The sequence below is a fragment of the Bacillus sp. GS3m_15504 genome (genome assembly GCF_055825275.1).
Map to the genome: position 1 here is coordinate 1,738,512 of NZ_JBVVNL010000001.1, position 16,674 is coordinate 1,755,185.

Annotated in this window: 16 protein-coding genes, 1 pseudogene and 1 riboswitch; of the genes and pseudogenes, 10 read left to right on the plus strand and 7 right to left on the minus strand. The window is 34.5% G+C overall.

Annotated elements, in window-relative coordinates:
* The first annotated feature begins 43 nt into the window (after positions 1-43).
* The 3 genes from AC0L0O_RS09090 to AC0L0O_RS09100 all read left to right on the plus strand — a co-directional run bounded on the left by AC0L0O_RS09090 (position 44) and on the right by AC0L0O_RS09100 (position 3,287).
* On the plus strand, positions 44-1,591 hold the full coding sequence (locus AC0L0O_RS09090) for an IS200/IS605 family accessory protein TnpB-related protein (RefSeq protein WP_473785737.1): 1,548 nt from the start codon (positions 44-46) through the stop codon (positions 1,589-1,591).
* Positions 1,592-1,838: 247 nt separating this feature from the next.
* Positions 1,839-2,486 carry a pyroglutamyl-peptidase I gene (gene pcp / locus AC0L0O_RS09095; RefSeq protein ID WP_000859730.1) on the plus strand — a complete coding sequence of 216 codons (648 nt, stop codon included), beginning with the start codon at positions 1,839-1,841 and terminating at the stop codon, positions 2,484-2,486.
* A 66-nt stretch (positions 2,487-2,552) separates the two neighbouring features.
* The gene (locus AC0L0O_RS09100) at positions 2,553-3,287 is read left to right on the plus strand and encodes an NAD-dependent protein deacylase (RefSeq protein WP_134188615.1); all 735 of its coding nucleotides are present in this window, start codon (positions 2,553-2,555) and stop codon (positions 3,285-3,287) included.
* A gap of 55 nt (positions 3,288-3,342) precedes the next feature.
* Here the strand turns inward: AC0L0O_RS09100 and AC0L0O_RS09105 are convergent, their stop codons facing one another.
* Positions 3,343-3,924, minus strand: coding sequence for a hypothetical protein (locus AC0L0O_RS09105; protein WP_000132278.1), 582 nt, complete (start codon positions 3,922-3,924; stop codon positions 3,343-3,345).
* Positions 3,925-4,213: 289 nt separating this feature from the next.
* Here AC0L0O_RS09105 and AC0L0O_RS09110 point away from each other — a divergent pair, with 289 nt between their 5' ends.
* Positions 4,214-6,367, plus strand: coding sequence for a peptidoglycan D,D-transpeptidase FtsI family protein (locus AC0L0O_RS09110; protein WP_001249209.1), 2,154 nt, complete (start codon positions 4,214-4,216; stop codon positions 6,365-6,367).
* Positions 6,368-6,449: 82 nt separating this feature from the next.
* Positions 6,450-6,971, plus strand: a complete 522-nt coding sequence (gene lepB / locus AC0L0O_RS09115; protein WP_000806883.1) for a signal peptidase I — start codon at positions 6,450-6,452, stop codon at positions 6,969-6,971.
* Between the two features lie 33 nt (positions 6,972-7,004).
* Here lepB and AC0L0O_RS09120 read toward each other — a convergent pair whose 3' ends face one another.
* Positions 7,005-7,637 carry a cephalosporin hydroxylase family protein gene (locus tag AC0L0O_RS09120; protein ID WP_003161750.1) on the minus strand — a complete coding sequence of 211 codons (633 nt, stop codon included), beginning with the start codon at positions 7,635-7,637 and terminating at the stop codon, positions 7,005-7,007.
* A gap of 194 nt (positions 7,638-7,831) precedes the next feature.
* On the opposite strand from AC0L0O_RS09120, the pseudogene AC0L0O_RS09125 reads away from it, so the two are divergent.
* Positions 7,832-8,355: pseudogene (locus AC0L0O_RS09125) on the plus strand (NUDIX hydrolase).
* Positions 8,356-8,500: 145 nt separating this feature from the next.
* Here the strand turns inward: AC0L0O_RS09125 and AC0L0O_RS09130 are convergent.
* Positions 8,501-9,262: a class I SAM-dependent methyltransferase gene (locus tag AC0L0O_RS09130; RefSeq protein WP_000817591.1), complete on the minus strand. Its 762-nt coding sequence runs from the start codon at positions 9,260-9,262 to the stop codon at positions 8,501-8,503.
* A 196-nt stretch (positions 9,263-9,458) separates the two neighbouring features.
* Here AC0L0O_RS09130 and AC0L0O_RS09135 point away from each other — a divergent pair, with 196 nt between their 5' ends.
* Positions 9,459-9,950 carry a DUF2716 domain-containing protein gene (locus AC0L0O_RS09135; RefSeq protein ID WP_000800537.1) on the plus strand — a complete coding sequence of 164 codons (492 nt, stop codon included), beginning with the start codon at positions 9,459-9,461 and terminating at the stop codon, positions 9,948-9,950.
* A gap of 64 nt (positions 9,951-10,014) precedes the next feature.
* On the opposite strand, the gene AC0L0O_RS09140 is transcribed toward AC0L0O_RS09135, so the two are convergent.
* The 3 genes from AC0L0O_RS09140 to AC0L0O_RS09150 form a co-directional block, all read right to left on the minus strand.
* Positions 10,015-10,785, minus strand: a complete 771-nt coding sequence (locus AC0L0O_RS09140; protein ID WP_001982241.1) for a DNA alkylation repair protein — start codon at positions 10,783-10,785, stop codon at positions 10,015-10,017.
* A 33-nt stretch (positions 10,786-10,818) separates the two neighbouring features.
* On the minus strand, positions 10,819-11,124 hold the full coding sequence (locus AC0L0O_RS09145) for an iron-sulfur cluster biosynthesis family protein (protein ID WP_001026183.1): 306 nt from the start codon (positions 11,122-11,124) through the stop codon (positions 10,819-10,821).
* A gap of 113 nt (positions 11,125-11,237) precedes the next feature.
* Positions 11,238-12,704 carry an amino acid permease gene (locus AC0L0O_RS09150; protein WP_001083409.1) on the minus strand — a complete coding sequence of 489 codons (1,467 nt, stop codon included), beginning with the start codon at positions 12,702-12,704 and terminating at the stop codon, positions 11,238-11,240.
* A 112-nt stretch (positions 12,705-12,816) separates the two neighbouring features.
* Positions 12,817-13,009, minus strand: a riboswitch (Lysine riboswitch).
* Positions 13,010-13,331: 322 nt separating this feature from the next.
* On the opposite strand from AC0L0O_RS09150, the gene AC0L0O_RS09155 reads away from it, so the two are divergent.
* Positions 13,332-13,793 carry a GNAT family N-acetyltransferase gene (locus AC0L0O_RS09155; protein WP_000764639.1) on the plus strand — a complete coding sequence of 154 codons (462 nt, stop codon included), beginning with the start codon at positions 13,332-13,334 and terminating at the stop codon, positions 13,791-13,793.
* Positions 13,794-13,813: 20 nt separating this feature from the next.
* Here the strand turns inward: AC0L0O_RS09155 and AC0L0O_RS09160 are convergent, their stop codons facing one another.
* Positions 13,814-14,824, minus strand: a complete 1,011-nt coding sequence (locus tag AC0L0O_RS09160; protein ID WP_002036594.1) for a sulfite exporter TauE/SafE family protein — start codon at positions 14,822-14,824, stop codon at positions 13,814-13,816.
* A gap of 98 nt (positions 14,825-14,922) precedes the next feature.
* Between AC0L0O_RS09160 and AC0L0O_RS09165 the strand changes: the two genes are divergently transcribed.
* Positions 14,923-15,720: a VOC family protein gene (locus AC0L0O_RS09165; protein WP_000943339.1), complete on the plus strand. Its 798-nt coding sequence runs from the start codon at positions 14,923-14,925 to the stop codon at positions 15,718-15,720.
* A 14-nt stretch (positions 15,721-15,734) separates the two neighbouring features.
* Positions 15,735-16,661 carry an aminoglycoside phosphotransferase family protein gene (locus tag AC0L0O_RS09170; protein ID WP_001982341.1) on the plus strand — a complete coding sequence of 309 codons (927 nt, stop codon included), beginning with the start codon at positions 15,735-15,737 and terminating at the stop codon, positions 16,659-16,661.
* Positions 16,662-16,674 lie beyond the last annotated feature (13 nt).

Consider the following 16,674-nt stretch of genomic DNA (forward strand, 5'->3'; position numbering starts at 1 on the left):
ATTCAACCTATAATATTTTCAGGTGATGAAAAGGGGGGAAAGGATGAAAACAACACGTACTTGTAAAATCAATTCTATTACAAAAGAACAAACGGAAGATTTAATTACTTTAATCCGTACGTTCGAAAGTGCAAAACGATATAGTTTTAATCGTTTGATTGAGGGCGAAAACGAGAAAGAATTGATAAAAAAACTACAACCTAAATATTTGTTAAATAAACGTTTTTGTGAAGATGCGATTTTACAAGCGCAATGGATCCTTTTCTCTCAAAAAGAACTTCTTCCTGTTTACCTAGAAAACAATCAAAAAAAGTTAGAAAAGACGTTACAAAAAATAGATGATTATGAACGCGGCAAAAAAAGACCTAAACAAGTTGCATTAGAAACTTGTTTAATTGGCTTAAGAAAACGAAAACAAAAATTAGAACAAAGAATTGAAACGTATGCAAAACATATTAAAAATAAAACATTACCTCCTATTATTTTTGGTGGGCGGAAAAATTTCTATGAAAGAATGAAAAACAAGATATCCAATCAAGAATGGAAAGATTTGCGGACACGACAATTATATTCTCGCGGAGATAAAAGTAAAAAAGGGAATTTGAACATGCGCATTACAGTTGATGATTGTGGGCAAGGATGGTTAGAAATTGCAAATCCATTAGGACGAACAAATGGAAAAACAAAAAGCCCACGAATCAAAGTTCCGATTATGATTCCATATCGTTTTTATCATCAAATTACAAATGTCGTTATGGGAAAGCAAATCGGTGTAAATCCAAAAGGAAAACCGATTATAGAGCATCAAAAATATAGTGTAGAAATCATTCGTAAACAAAATGAATTTTATATAAATATTACGTTTGATGAAACAGAAATAGGTCGTGTACTAGATTTCAAGGAAACACCACAATCAGATGTAATTGCAGGAATTGATGTAAATCCGGACCGCATTGCAGTTAGTTTATGTACAAAACAAGGTAATTTTAAAGGTTCAAAAATTTTTTATCTACACAATCTGAATACATTTTCAACAAACAAACGCGCAACGATAATTGGACAAATCGTACAACAAATTAAAACAAGGTTATTGGAAAACAATGTAGGTGGAATTGTTTTAGAAGATTTAAAGTTTCAACAATCTCATGATACTGATAAATACAGTAATCGTAATTTCCATCAATTTACGTATAAAAAGATGTTGAACAGTTTAATTCGTATGGCTCTTCGTAACGGATTTTCTGTTAAAACAGTAAACCCCGCTTATACAAGTGTGATCGGAAAATTAAAATATAGTAAAAATTTCGGTATTAGCGTTCATGAAGCAGCCGCATTCACGATCGCAAGACGTGGATTAGAATTGCAAGAACAATTACCACAAGAAATTATATTATTATTAAAAAACCAAATTACAACAAAACTGCGTATTCTTGTTGCTTCCATGGAAGAAAGTAAAAAGAATACGCAAAAAGTATATAAAAAATGGTTACAAACAATTCAAACGTGGAAAGAATATCATAATTGGAAATTGTGGAGCATTCTTCACAAAACTGTTTATATGAACAATCAACAAGTAGTATTTAAAATTTAAATGAGAAGGGGGGTACTGGTTTATTTCTTATAACCTCTTGCATACTACTGACTTGGATGAATGGTAGTATGCAAGAACAGATCGTTCCTAACAGGAACCTGCCGTCATTCTTTCACACTAGGTGAATGAAAAGGTCACAACCCTTACGGACAGGAAAAAGGTGAGATTCCTTTTCGGTAGTTGGCATTTGACTTGGTTCGCCAACAATTTATAGGTTTTTATAAGAATTTTAAACCAGGAGAAAACTATGAAAACAGTATTATTAACAGGATTTGATCCGTTCGGCGGAGAAAGTATCAATCCAGCTTGGGAAGTCGCAAAAAGTTTACATGAAAAAACAATCGGAGAATACAAGATTATTAGTAAACAAGTACCCACTGTATTTCATAAATCAATCAGTGTATTAAAAGAGTATATAGAAGAACTAGCACCGGAATGTATTATATGCATTGGACAAGCTGGGGGTAGACCAGATATTACGATAGAGCGTGTCGCAATTAATATTGATGATGCAAGAATTGCTGACAATGAAGGAAACCAGCCGGTAGATGTACCAGTCGTAGAAGAAGGACCAGCTGCTTATTGGTCTACACTTCCGATGAAAGCAATTGTAAAAAAACTTCAAGAAGAAGGTATACCGGCTTCCGTTTCACAAACAGCAGGTACGTTCGTTTGTAATCATTTATTCTATGGTCTCATGCATGAACTAGAAAAACATGATACAAAAATGAAAGGCGGATTTATTCATATTCCGTTTTTACCAGAGCAAGCGAGTAATTATCCAGGGCAACCGAGTATGTCACTTTCTACTATTCGTAAAGGGATAGAGTTGGCAGTTGAAGTAACGACGACAGTTGAGGTAGATATAGTGGAAATTGGGGGCGCGACGCATTAAGTAGAATGAATTGTACGACACCTCCTGTAAACAACTGGTATAATAAGTATAGGAATATACATAGAGGTGATTTTTGTGCAATTTGAAGAAGTACGTACAATTTTAGAAAAAGCAAAGAAAATTACAGTATTAACAGGAGCTGGTGCAAGTACGGAAAGTGGTATCCCAGATTTTCGTTCAGCAAATGGATTGTATGCTGATGCGAATGTGGAGATGTACTTATCAAGAGGGTACTATAACCGAAGTCCGAAAGAATTTTGGAAGCATTATAAAGAAATCTTTCAAATCAATACGTTTCATCAATATAAACCAAATCGTGGGCATCGTTTTTTAGCAGAGCTAGAAGAGCAAGGGAAAGATATTACGATTTTAACGCAAAATATTGACGGTTTACATCAATTAGGTGGTAGTAAACATGTTATTGATTTACATGGAACGCTTCAAACAGCACATTGTCCAAAGTGTAGAACGGGATATGATTTGCAGTATATGATTGATCATGAAGTGCCGCGCTGTCAGAAGTGTAATTTCATTTTAAATCCAGACGTTGTTTTATATGGAGATACATTGCCGCAATATCAAAATGCGATAAAACGTTTATATGAAACAGATGTGCTTATCGTTATGGGAACGTCATTAAAAGTACAACCTGTCGCTTCATTCCCAGAAATCGCAAAGAGAGAAGTAGGAGCAACAACCGTCTTAGTAAATGAAGAGTTAACAGGACAAGAATATAACTTTGATTATGTTTTTCAAAATAAGATTGGTGAATTTGTTGAAGGATTATCTTCAATAAAATAAATTATCAAAAAAACTGAGGTATCCGCCTCAGTTTTTTATTTGAGTAATCGTTATACTAAGCAACGTGAAAACATGTCGATAATGTAGTAACAACATCTCTATAATTTATAAAAAAGTGTTTCGTAGGTAAAATAGCAGAGTAAGAAGTAGTATTATTTGTAACGAATACACAATCGTCATAAAGTAAGCTAATATGTAGCTGTTGTAAAGGTTCTATTTCGGTTTGTTTTAAGTATACAACTAAGTCATTATAAAGTTGCGTACTATACTCACTTACAGACCATTCTAATGAATGCTGACCTACTATGCTAGTCCACCATACTTTAAAACTACATATTAATTCTTTAAAAGAGTCTTCATTACATAAATGATTATCAAAAAGCTTCTCATAAAACATATGATTTTCATCATAAAAAATTTGCGAATCATATTTGTCATTAGCAATTTGTTTGCGAAGTGAATGCCATAATTCTTTGAAATTTGCTTCAAAGTTAGTAGAGAAATTGAATTGTTTTGCTATGTAAGGAAAACGTAAATTTCCTTTTTTCTCTTTTTGGTTGAGATAAATATTTTGAATATAAATCATAAAGTTTAAACAATGGGGCGCATTAGTATGTATTGTAAATGAATCTGTCATTTTCGTTCTCTCCTTAAGTAATGTCTTTTATGAATTTATTTCTTTAGTATACAAATAAATGTAAACTAATGGTATAAAAATAAATTTGTACCATTTTTCTTTTAGAATAATATTCATGTTATTGTGCATTAAGGGAATGGTAATAAATAGGATATAAAATTAAAAAACTGAAAATTAAATCTTTTATTTCTTTTATAATTAATATAAAATTCTATATATATCATATAAATAAATTTGATACATAATGGTTCCATGTAGAAATGTTAATAGAATGAAGCGAGGGAGCGAAATGAGACAGAAAAAGGAGCAGAAGAAACAATCGAAAAAGAAAAAGACTCATATTCCTTTTCGGTTAAATGTACTATTTTTTATCGTCTTTCTTTTATTTTCAGCTATTATAATTCAATTAGGTAAAGTACAAATCATTGATGGAGAAACGTATAGAAATGAAGTGAATAAAAAGGAAGACGTAACGGTAAGTACACCTGTTCCTAGAGGGAAAATGTTCGATCGACAAGGTCAGGTGATTGTAAATAATAAACCACTACGAACCGTTACATATACGAAAATGAAAGGAGTAGATTCGAAAGAAGTTTTACAAGTAGCAAGACAGTTAGCCCAGTTAATTGAAATGTCGCCAGAGGATATAGACAAGTTAACAGAAACAGATAAAAAGGATTTTTGGATGCAGTTAAATGAAAAGCGGGCAGCAGAAAAAGTAACGAAAGAAGATGAGAGTAAATTTAGGAAGCAGGAGATAGAAGGGAAAGAATTAGATAAAAAAGTTGAAGAGTTACGTAGGGAAAGAATTACACAAGAAGAATTAAGCGAACTTTCAAAAGAAGACCTAGAAGTACTAGCAATTAAAAGCAAAATGAATGCGGGATATAAAATGACGCCGCAAATTGTTAAAAAAGATGTAAGTCAAAATGAATATGCAGTCGTAAGTGAAAGATTGGCAAGCTTGCCCGGAGTAGATACGACAGTAGACTGGGAACGTGAATACCCAAATGATAAAATACTTCGTTCTATTCTTGGTAGCGTTTCTACTGAAAATGAAGGATTGCCAAGGGAACAATTAGATTATTATTTAGTGCGTGATTATAACCGAAATGACCGCATTGGTAAGAGTTACATCGAAAAGCAATATGAAGACGCATTACATGGAACGAAAGAGCAATCTAGAAGCATTACAGATAAAGCAGGAAATATAATCCGGACAGAAAAAGTGACTGAAGGAAAAAGTGGAAATAATTTAATGTTAACAGTAGATATGGAGTTACAGAAAAAAGTAGAGGAAAGTCTTGAAAAGAATTTACGAGCATTTCATTCTGCAGAGCCGATGATGGATCGTGCATTCGTTGTAATGATGAATCCGAAAAACGGTCAAATTTTATCGATGGCAGGAAAGAAAATTGTAAATAAAGATGGCGGGATGCAAATAGAAGACTATGCTTTAGGGACGATGACAAGTTCTTATGAGTTAGGGTCAACTGTGAAAGGGGCTACATTATTAGCCGGCTATCAAACTGACACAATTAAGCCGTATACGCATTTCTTTGATGCACCCATGTATTTTAAAGGAAGCTCTAAGCCGAAGAAATCGTGGAAAGACTTTGGTGATATTGATGATTTAAGAGCTTTACAAGTTTCATCAAACGTATATATGTTTAATACAGCATTAAAAATGGCAGGTATAAATTATGTGCCAAACAATCCATTAGACATTAAACAAGAAACATTTAATAAAATGCGCTACTATTTTAGACAATTTGGTTTAGGTGTACCGACTGGTATTGACTTGCCGAATGAATCGATTGGTCAAATGGGTAGAACGGATAACATACCGGGTTTTTTACTTGATTATGCGATTGGACAATACGATACATATACGCCGCTTCAACTTGCTCAATATATTTCAACCATTGCAAACGGTGGTTACAGAATGAAACCGCAAATTGTGCAAGAAGTGAGAGAGCAACCACATAGACCAGAGGATGTTGGAAAAGTTATTCGATCTATTGAACCAGTTATTTTAAATCGAGTAGATATGAACACTTCATACATTAATCATGTAAAAGAAGGATTTAGAAGAGTTTTTCAAGAGAATGACGGAACAGGTACTGCAACGTTTAAAGGATTACCGTATAAACCAGCTGGAAAAACAGGGACAGCTGAAACTGTGTATGGCGGAGAAAGTGAAATTGGAAGAGATGAAAACAATAATCGAAAAAAATGTTATAATTTAACTCTTGCCGGTTATGCGCCGTATGATGCTGATCCGGAAGTAGCTTTTTCAGTTGTTGTACCATGGGTGAATGATGACAAATCAGGAATTAATTCCGCGATTGGTAAAGAGATTTTGGATGCGTATTTTGAATTGAAAGCGAAAAGAGCAGGTGGAAATCCAGTCCCAGTAGAGCAGCCGAACAAGGGCCAGTAAAAATAGTATCACTGCATGGAGATATATGGTGCAGTGATATATTTTTTGATTTAAAAAGCGTTTGAATAAGGTGGGAATGGATATGAAACAGGAGATTAAAAGAGGTTGGGGGAAATACATACTCTTCGTGTTTGTTTTGGTAGTAGCTTATCATTCTTTTACTTTATGTAAAGTGGAAGGGAAATCAATGCAACCGACTTTATATGAAGAAGACTACGTATTTGTAAATAAAGCAGCAGTACATTTTTCCGATTTAGAGCATGGAGAAATTGTCATTATAAAGGAAGAGGATGAATCGAAATATTATGTAAAACGAGTAATAGGACTTCCTGGTGACGTAATTAACATAACGAATGGATCTGTATATGTAAATGATAAAAAACAAGAAGAACCGTATACAAATAAAGATTTATTCAATAATACGCAAGTGTTTTATAACTTTCAAAAGACAAAAATCCCACCAAATAAATTATTTGTAATGGGAGATAATCGTGAACTTAGTAGAGATAGTCGAAACGGTTTAGGATATATTGAAGAAGATAATATAATAGGCAAAGTGGAATTTGTATATTATCCTTTTTCAAAAATGAAGATCATAGAATAAGTGGGGGTTTCTCTATCCCCACTTATTAACGTTTCACTTTATCTTCTTTAAAAAACCTTTTGGGTTAAACGATATGAAAAACTTATGCTTAGATTCATCGATTATGAAATTGTTGTTTGTAGCTAAAAACTCTTCAACAGCTTCCATTGGGCCAGGTCCCCAATCAGGAGAAACAGGATTTCCATTAATAGATGTATCTTCTACTATAATATAACTGCCTTTAGTAACGATAGATTTATAAAGCAACAATTCTTTTGCTACATGCTCTTTACTATGATCAGAATCTAAAATAACTAAAATCACATCATCAGGTTTGCGCATACTTAATATTGTTTGCACAGCGGTTACTGAAACAGAAGAAGCTGTTAAATACGTAATACGATCATGGGATGGACGATTTGGTTGTGGAAATATATCAATAGTAAGAACATGACCTTTTCCAATTAAATCTAAAATGGAAGCTAAATACAGTGCGCTACCACCATAACAAGTGCCACATTCAATAATTAAATCGGGTTTTAATTCGTAAATCATTTCTTGATACAAAAAAAGATCAGAAGGAAGTTTGAGAATGGGGACTCCAAGCCAATGTGTATCATATAACCAGACTCGACTATCGTAAAATTGTTTTAAAAATTCGCTGCTTATGTTATCGATTTTGAACACTCCTTTCTGAAACGAAAGTTGTACAATATATTATGTGAAATATAATTGTAAGGAGAATGTTTTTGAATAAAAATGAGCAAAATACCTCATTAAAAAACCAGTTGTTTGTATAATAAGTATTTTTTTATGCAGCAAGTCTAATCAAAATGCTGTTTAAATTTTTAGATGAGGGGAAAAAGAAAGGAAAGAAACGTATGTATAAGTACACAATTTGTTTCATTAGAAAAGGAAATAAATAATCTTATTGAATAGAAATAAAAAGCCAAATATGGGAATGTAGAATGGTGTTGGTGGAAAAATTGAAGATAATGAAACGCCATATGAAGGAATAATTAGAGAAACGCTTGAAGAAACAGGCATAGATCTTCCAAGTGTAACGTATAAAGGGAATGTCGTTTTTAAAAGTAAGGACGAGTCTCAGGGGCGTGAAGGAATGTATGTATTCCTTGCTGATCTGCCAGATGGGGTACATATGGACACGCCAGTAAGTACGGCGGAAGGATTATTAGAATGGAAAGAAATTGATTGGATATTAAATAAGGATAATAGAGGTGTAGTTAGCAATTTACCAAAATACTTACCAATAGTATTAACAGAAGAAAATAAGTTAGAGCATATATTCACATATGATAACGGGAATATTATTCATTACACAACTTCATTTTTGACAGATGATGATGTGAACAAATGGTATGAAAAACAACTCGTTTCTCAATAGAAAAAATATGACAACAATCACTTTTATAATCTAGTAGATTGCAATTAGATAAGAAGTGGGATGATATAACTATTCTTATCATGAAAGAGTAGAGAACATACGTAAACGGGGCAAAAAGGAGGTGGCAAAGCCAATCTCCTTTTTGTTAGCTGCGAATCGCCTTAATGATAAAGCGATGTTGCTTCACATCAAAATATCCTTTTTGTAAGATAATTTCATGTATACGATATAATTCCTCATAATATCTTTCGACAGTAAAATCAGGAATTTGCCACGGAATTGCTTTTAAATAATAGACGATAGCGCCAATATCATAAAAGCGTTGGAAAGGGAATGCTTCTTTTGCTTCTAAGATAGTAAATCCATTTTCCTGTAGTTCATTACATGCCGCTTCAAGCGACCAACTTGCAAATTCACTATTTAGTGGTGTGTCAAACTGTTCATTAAGTTCAGCGCAATCGAGACCACCAACTTGTTGTGTAAGGAACATTCCATTAGGAGAAAGAATTCTGTTTACCTCAGAGGCAGCATATGATTCATGTTGATTCATGATTAAATCAAACTGACCATTTGGAAATGGTAAAGCAGTATCATTAATCACTTCGACGACTGTAACTCCTAAAGGCTCTAATTTCTTCCGAGCAATTGGCAAGTTTGGAGCATAACCCTCAGTCGCATAAATAGTTGGCGGGAATGGTTGTAACATAGATAAAAACTCTCCGCCGCCAGTACCCATATCGAGCATTGATTCTGCACGCTGCATAAGCTGGAAAGCAGTACTGCCGTATGACCATGATAAAGGCTCGCTCTTCATTCGGCCAGTTTCTGAAATAAAAGAAAAATCCCAGCCACTAAAGTTTGTATTTGCACTCTCTAATAAAGTTAAAAATAATGGATCACGTTTCATAAATTTTTCCTCCTATTTCATAAATGAATGATATGATGAGAAAAGAAAAAGGGAGGACCTCTTATGAAAGATAAGCGGTTTTACGTTTCGTGCTCGAATAGATTCATATAAATTCGCTCCTTGTGAGAATGGTTATTTATATATTCGGCATTATAGAGTAAAAATCCTTTGAACTTACATGGGAAGGTGTTGTTTAATGAAGAACTGGATGGAGTTTACAGACAAAGAGGATGATCGAATTTGGAACAAGTTATATAGTGAACTTGAGTTTTCACCAAGTGTTTCTACATTTCCATCATTTAAGGTGCCAAGTCCTTTTATTACATATAATATTTCTCATTACTTTGGAGAATTGGTAGATTTAGATGTGTATGACGATTTGGAAGATAAAGCGTTACAAGTGTTTAAGGAAAATACAGTATCGAATGAATATATAATGGCACTAGATTGGCAACATGAGTGTTATTGGGTGAATCCTCACTTAAAGTTTGAAAGAAATGAATTTGATGAGTGGAGCATACCAATATTTCCGAATGGAGATTACTACTTTTTTATTCAGAAGGACTTTAAGTGGGGGTATTTAGGTCATCCTTGGGAGAAGAGTATAACGATATTTGGAAAAGGATTAATAGAAAGTTTTGAAAGAAATAAGCCGAAAATGTTTCAAAATATTTTAAGGCAAGGATAATGTTTGAGAGAGAAAAAGTCTTTATACTTCATTTTTGAAGTATAAGGACTTTTGTTTAAAATACTCAAAAATAAAAATCTTTTGGTAAAGTATCATTTTTTATTACCGTTCTTAACCCATGTTTTATAATCCAAGGATTAACTGGATGCTGTTTATCACGTAATTGCTGTAACCATTGAAAAACGAGTTCTTTATCTTCTTTCGTAATGTCATTGATATGATTAGCTACAGATTTTTGAACATATTTAGAAGGATCATCCATTAAAGGGTCAAGAAGCTGTAAATTGTACTTAAAGTCACCTTTCAGAGCTCCTATTTTTTTAGCCCAAGGAAGCCTTGGTCTTGTACCTTCAGAAACTAATCTTCTAATGTGGCTGTTTTTATCATGAATCCACTTTTGTAATATGTTTAGTGTGTCTTCATGGTATGTTTCAAGAAAAGGCCGAATGGCATATTCAGCAGTATTCCTTTTTGTTATTTCATACATGGCGTTGAAAGAGGATTCAAAATCGTTAAGCCCATATTTTTCAACGTATTTTGCGATAGGCATGTGCATATATCCGTTTGTAAACGTGCCTACCTCTGTTGTATTTTCTGGGCCTAATGTTTTCAGTAATATATGTATTGCTTCATTAAAATCTTTTTGTAAAGCATTGTGTAATTCATCTGCCATTACTTCAATACGCTGCTTTAACTCTAAGTTTTCAACTTTACATGTTACGGAAGACACAAAGTTTCTTTTAGAGAAAGTAGGATCGTGTTTACAAATAGAATCAGCCATTTTTTCTGCTAATTCTTCGTTAAACAAAAATTTTAGCGGAACATATTTACCCATTTTTTCACCTCATTGGTCAGTTGAAAACAAGTTTTATTTTTTAATCGACAATCCATAAACTAAAGTCTCACTCGGAGTTGTAATACTAAAACCTGTCGTCTTATAATCAAGCTTCACCGTATCACCAGTGTAGTCTTTCGTAAATGTATCCATTTGTACGATAAGGTCTGCATCTTCATATACCACATCATCTGCAACATATGTATCCCAAATTAAATCGACATCAACGAAAATACTACAAGAGTTTGTCATTGTCCCTCTAATACGAATGATTTTTTTATCTTCACGTTCTAATCTATGTATAGCTGCTTTTGCCTCATCAGTAATACGAATGTTCATTGTATCCCAACCTTTATTTATATTTCCTTTATTATTGCAAAAACAGGGGCAATAGGGAAGCAAAGAGGTTTGCAATAAAAAACGAGCAAACAAATTTGTTTGCTCGTTTCACTTTATTTTAGTTCACATTTATCAAGTGGAATGACTTTTGTTTTTTTCGTAAATTTGTATCCTAACCAAAGTACTAAGAAGAGTGGTAAACCGATGTAAGAAACGAGTACGCCGTTCCAATCGATTGATTCGCCCATAAATGCGCCGTAGTTTTGACCTAAAATTACGATGACGCAAAGTGCAAAAGCGAAGATTGGTCCGAATGGGAACCATTTTGCTCTATAAGGTAAGTCATTTAAATCTTTTCCTTGTGCGATATATGCTTTGCGGAAACGGTAATGACTAATTGCGATTCCAACCCATGCGATAAAGCCAGACATTCCGGATGCATTTAATAACCAAATGTATACAACACCGTCACCGAATAAAGAAGCAATGAAAGCGATACTACCGACAATCGATGTTACGATTAATGCGTTAACAGGTACGCCGCGGCTATCTAATTTACCAAGAAACTTTGGTGCTTTCCCTTGGCGAGCTAAGTCCCAAAGCATACGAGTTGATGCATACATACCAGAGTTACCAGCAGATAGTACTGCCGTTAAAATAACAGCGTTCATAACAGAAGCAGCGAAGGCAACGCCCGCTTTTTCAAAAATAAGTGTAAATGGACTTACTGTTACATCACTTGCGGCAAGACTTTCAGTTGTATAAGGAATTAATAAACCGATAACGAGAATCGCAAGGATATAGAATAAAAGGATACGCCAAAAGATCGAACGAATTGCTTTTGGAATATTACGCTCTGGATCAGATGTTTCACCAGCAGCTACACCTAATAATTCAGTACCTTGGAATGAGAAACCAGCTGCCATAAATACACCGATAATTGCCATGATGCCGCCGTTAAATGGTGCATCTGCAACAGTGAAGTTTTTAAATCCAACAGTTTCGCCGCCCATAATTCCGAAAATCATCATAAACCCGACAATTAAAAAGATAATAATTGTAGCTACTTTAATAAGTGCGAACCAATATTCAGATTCACCAAATCCTTTAACAGATAAGTAGTTTAAAAGGAAAATAATAGCTAAACATAATCCGCTCCAAATGAGGGAAGGAGTATCTGGAAACCAAAATTTCATAATTAATGTTACAGCCGCTAGTTCAGCAGCGATAGTAATTGCCCAGTTATACCAATAGTTCCATCCAAGTGCAAAGCCAAGTGATGGATCAACAAATTTTGTTGCGTACGTGCTAAAAGATCCAGTAACAGGCATGTAAGCTGCGAGTTCGGCTAAGCTTGTCATTAAAAAGTAAACCATAATTCCAATTGCGGCGTATGCAATTAATGCGCCGCCAGGTCCAGCTGAATGAATGACACCACCGCTGGCAAGAAATAGTCCGGTACCAATTGTACCGCCGAGAGAAATCATCGTAAGGTGTCTTGATTTTAGACCGCGTCTTAATTCACCTTTTCCTTTTGTAGTTTCTGTTTGAGAGGTAGTTTGATTCGTTGCGCTATTCATGTTCAACACTCCTTTTCTTGTAAGATAGGAAGGAGCGGGGGAGAAAAATACAAAAAACCGCCAAAGGAATTTGGCGGAACGTTTCACAAATAACCACCCCATCATACCCTTCCGTTAAGATAGCACCCCACGTTTACACGGTAATTTTGTAAACGTGACAGTTCTGTTCCTTTCAGACACAGCCCCAGCTCATATTTCCAGAGAAGAAATATAAACTTCGGCAACTTTTCCTTTCAAACGGAGTCTTAGACATTCTCTGTATCTCGTCCGTTTTACTCTTAAAAGTCGCAACCTCTACCTCATCGGATTGATGAGGATTTATATATTGCTAAGATTTTTAATATATGGCAATTGTAATGAGTTTCTGAATATATTGCAAGATATTTTGTAGGAAAAAATCAAAAAATATCGGTTATTGTATAGGAAACGCTTGCAAAACTCCACCCGAACCTACTATTATGTAACAATAAGCAAAGAAAAAATTGTTATACAAATGTTTCGCAAAAAATATTGAAAAACCCTTCAAAAATTAAAAGAAAATTCAGAAAATATAATTCGACATTCATAATCAGGTCATATTTTTTGATATAATTAGAGTAACGTGTAAGCAAAAAAGGGGAAATCAAAATGAAATTAGAAACAGAAAGGCTCTATATAGTACCGTGTACAAAAGAGAGTATTCACGTTGCTAACGAGCAAGGATATAATAGTGGTCCACATATTGTAGGGCATGTAGAAAATGTAAAACAAAATAAGGATGTATTACCTTGGGGCGCGTGGTATGTCATTCGAAAAGAAGATGACATCGTTCTAGGTGATATAGGTTTTAAAGGGAAACCAAATGAGGAACATACAGTAGAAGTTGGTTACGGATTTATTGAGAAATACTGGAATAAAGGGTATGCGACAGAAGCTGTACAAGAACTAATAGATTGGGCTTTTCAGACAGGAGAGGTAGAAACGATTATTGCAGAGACGCTCCTTGATAATTATGGTTCGATTCGTGTGTTAGAGAAGTTACATATGAAAAGAGTAGATTCGACAGAAACAATGATGAATTGGAAAATAGAAAAAAACCGCTCGAAGTAAGTTGAGCGGTTTTTTAGTAATTAAGGTAGCATCTGTTTTTGATCATTCGGATATTGGGCTGTTGATGCGTTAGAACGATTGGAATGATTACGAACAGCAATGAAAATAGAAATAATAACGACAAGACCAACTGCCACGTAAGAAAGTGAGATAATAGTTGGATCTACTTTAAAAGTAGTAAGTAGTGTACGTATATTTGTAAAGATAATAAGACCACCAACTAATACGCCAAGTAAATGAGATGGTACGATGCGTACTAGCCATGCAGCAATTGGAGCTGCGACAATACCACCAAGCATTAACGCAAATACCCAAAACCAGCTTACTTGTTCCCAGCCAAGCGAGATGAAGAAGCCAATTGTTGCAGCTAATGCAACAGGAAATTCACTCGTATCTACAGATCCGATAACTTTTCTCGCTTCATTTCCTCTTGCTAGAAGAACAGGTGTCGTAATCGGTCCCCAGCCACCGCCACCAGTTGAATCAACGAATCCAGCGAATAAGCCAAGCGGCACAAGTTGTTTAGCTGACATACGTTTATTTGAAGTAACAATTTGTTTTTGAATAATAAATCGTAATAAAATATAAACTCCTAAAGTAAATAAAAATAAGGAAATGTACGGTTTAATGACATCGCCAGGTAAATTACTTAAAAAACATGCCCCAACAAATGCACCAATTGCTCCTGGTAATGTAAGCCTGGAAACGGTATATTTATCAACGTTTCCAAATTTGAGGTGAGATGCACCAGAAGCGGCGGTTGTAACAACTTCAGCTAAATGAACAGAAGCGGAAGCTACAGCCGGTGCGATACCAAACATTAATAATAGTGAGGTAGATGTTACCCCATACGCCATTCCAAGTGCCCCATCAATCAATTGAGCGAAAAATCCAATAATAGCAAAGATAATTAATTTCTGCATAAAAAATCCCCCTGTAATAGTAAATGAAAAAGGCACTTTTCCCGTGTGAGAAAAGTGCCTTTGGTTTTTCCAATCAGCAATATTGAAATTTGTTTCATTATAATACATATTAATCGTATAAATCAACTAGGTTTTAAAGTTTTTTGAATTGAACGAAAGAAAAATAAAATATACAATAAAAGGATGGAGAGAAAGGGGAGAAAGACATGTTACGATTTGATCATCTCGTTCACGCAGTTCATGGCACACCGGAAGAAGCGGCAAAACAAATGCAGGAGCTTGGATTTCATACCGCACTAGGCGGAGAGCATACTACTTGGGGTACTTGGAATAGTTTAAGTTATTTTGATTTATCATACATAGAATTTTTAGCAGTTCAACATGAAGAAAAAGCGAAAGAAGCAGAAAATCCGTTAGTACAAGAAACGGTAGTGAAATTACAAGATGGCGAAGGGATGCTACAAATCGCAATTCGAACAGATGCCATTGAAGAGTTAGCAGATAAGTTTAGTAAATACGGTTTACAAACAATAGGACCATTTGAAGGGAAACGTATGAGAAAAGATGGCCGCCTTTTAGAATGGAAAATGTTATTTGTAAAGCAAGAAGAGAACGGGCCGAAATTACCTTTCTTTATACAGTGGAATGAAACAGATGAAGAAAGAAGAAAAGATTTACGTAACATTGGAACAATCACGGAACATAAAAACAAGGTACAACAAATTGAAACGGTTCATTACGCGGTGAAAAATGTTCGAGAAACGGTGCAGAAATGGAAAGAAGTAATGGAGTTAACTGCAAGCTCGGTTGTGAAAAATGAAGAATGGAATGCGGAGTGTCAAAGTGTATCGTTTGGTGACATTCAAGTACAGTTTTGTGAACCAATTGGGAAAGGGCTAGTACTACAATATTTGAAGAATCATGGCGAATATCCATTTGCAGTAGAATTTAAAGGGGAAAATAAACGAGAGTATGAAGTGTTAGGTAGTTTGTACATATATTGATAGAGGTGAACGCTTTGGAAGAAATGCTTAGAGAGATAGAGAGAAAACTAGAATGGCGTCGTATTGTAAAGTGTACAGCTATTTCAAAAGGTTTTTCACATGAAGAGAAATATAAAATAAAATTAGAAAATAGAGTAACATATTTTGTAAAAGTATGTGATGCTGTTCATTTTGAAAGTAAACAAGAAGAATATACGTATATGAAACAATTAGAGTTATTACATATTCCAACGCCGAAGTTAATTCACTTCATAAAACTTGAGGAATTAAATAAATGTGTTCAAGTATTTGAATGGATCCAAGGTGTAAATGGTGAAGAAGGTTTAAGGAAGCTATCGGCGGAAGAACAGTATCATGCAGGAAGAAAAGCAGGAGAAGTATTAAAGAGGATTCACTCGATAGAAAAAGAAAGTGCAAGTGATACCTGGGAAACGGTTCGATGGAAGAAATACGAAAGATACGTAGAGGCGTTAGCAAACTATGAAATAGACTTCCTTGATTTAAAGCCAGTTTTAAGATTTGTAGGGGAGCATAAACAATTATTGAAAAATCGTCCAATTACATTTTTACACGATGACTTCCATCCAGCAAATAGTATGATTCATAATAAGGAATTTATCGTTATCGATTTTGGTGGATATGATTTTGGCGATCCGATACACGATTTTTATAACGTAGCGATTTTTACTATAAGAATAAGCAAACCATTTGCGGTTGGACAAGTTCACGGTTATTGCGGAGGCGAACCGTCACTTCATTTTTGGAAACTGTACTCATTATATGCAGCAATGACATTCCCAGCGGATATCGTTTGGACAAACCGAAGCACGCCGCATTTAGTAGATGATATGAAGGAAAGGTTGAACCAAATTTTAGAAGATCATAATCAATTTTCATCCTATATTCCAAAATGGTACCAATCAAGTGAATTTAATAAATAAAGGAGGAATACAT

Coding starts and splice junctions, on each gene's coding strand:
- AC0L0O_RS09140 (WP_001982241.1), bottom strand. CDS start 10,785: ATGGGTAAATATGTTCCGCTAAAATTTTTGTTTAACGAAGAATTAGCA.
- AC0L0O_RS09135 (WP_000800537.1), top strand. CDS start 9,459: ATGAAGAACTGGATGGAGTTTACAGACAAAGAGGATGATCGAATTTGG.
- AC0L0O_RS09105 (WP_000132278.1), bottom strand. CDS start 3,924: ATGACAGATTCATTTACAATACATACTAATGCGCCCCATTGTTTAAAC.
- AC0L0O_RS09165 (WP_000943339.1), top strand. CDS start 14,923: ATGTTACGATTTGATCATCTCGTTCACGCAGTTCATGGCACACCGGAA.
- AC0L0O_RS09150 (WP_001083409.1), bottom strand. CDS start 12,704: ATGAATAGCGCAACGAATCAAACTACCTCTCAAACAGAAACTACAAAA.
- AC0L0O_RS09155 (WP_000764639.1), top strand. CDS start 13,332: ATGAAATTAGAAACAGAAAGGCTCTATATAGTACCGTGTACAAAAGAG.
- AC0L0O_RS09090 (WP_473785737.1), top strand. CDS start 44: ATGAAAACAACACGTACTTGTAAAATCAATTCTATTACAAAAGAACAA.
- AC0L0O_RS09145 (WP_001026183.1), bottom strand. CDS start 11,124: ATGAACATTCGTATTACTGATGAGGCAAAAGCAGCTATACATAGATTA.
- AC0L0O_RS09130 (WP_000817591.1), bottom strand. CDS start 9,262: ATGAAACGTGATCCATTATTTTTAACTTTATTAGAGAGTGCAAATACA.
- AC0L0O_RS09160 (WP_002036594.1), bottom strand. CDS start 14,824: ATGTATTATAATGAAACAAATTTCAATATTGCTGATTGGAAAAACCAA.
- lepB (WP_000806883.1), top strand. CDS start 6,450: ATGAAACAGGAGATTAAAAGAGGTTGGGGGAAATACATACTCTTCGTG.
- AC0L0O_RS09110 (WP_001249209.1), top strand. CDS start 4,214: ATGAGACAGAAAAAGGAGCAGAAGAAACAATCGAAAAAGAAAAAGACT.
- pcp (WP_000859730.1), top strand. CDS start 1,839: ATGAAAACAGTATTATTAACAGGATTTGATCCGTTCGGCGGAGAAAGT.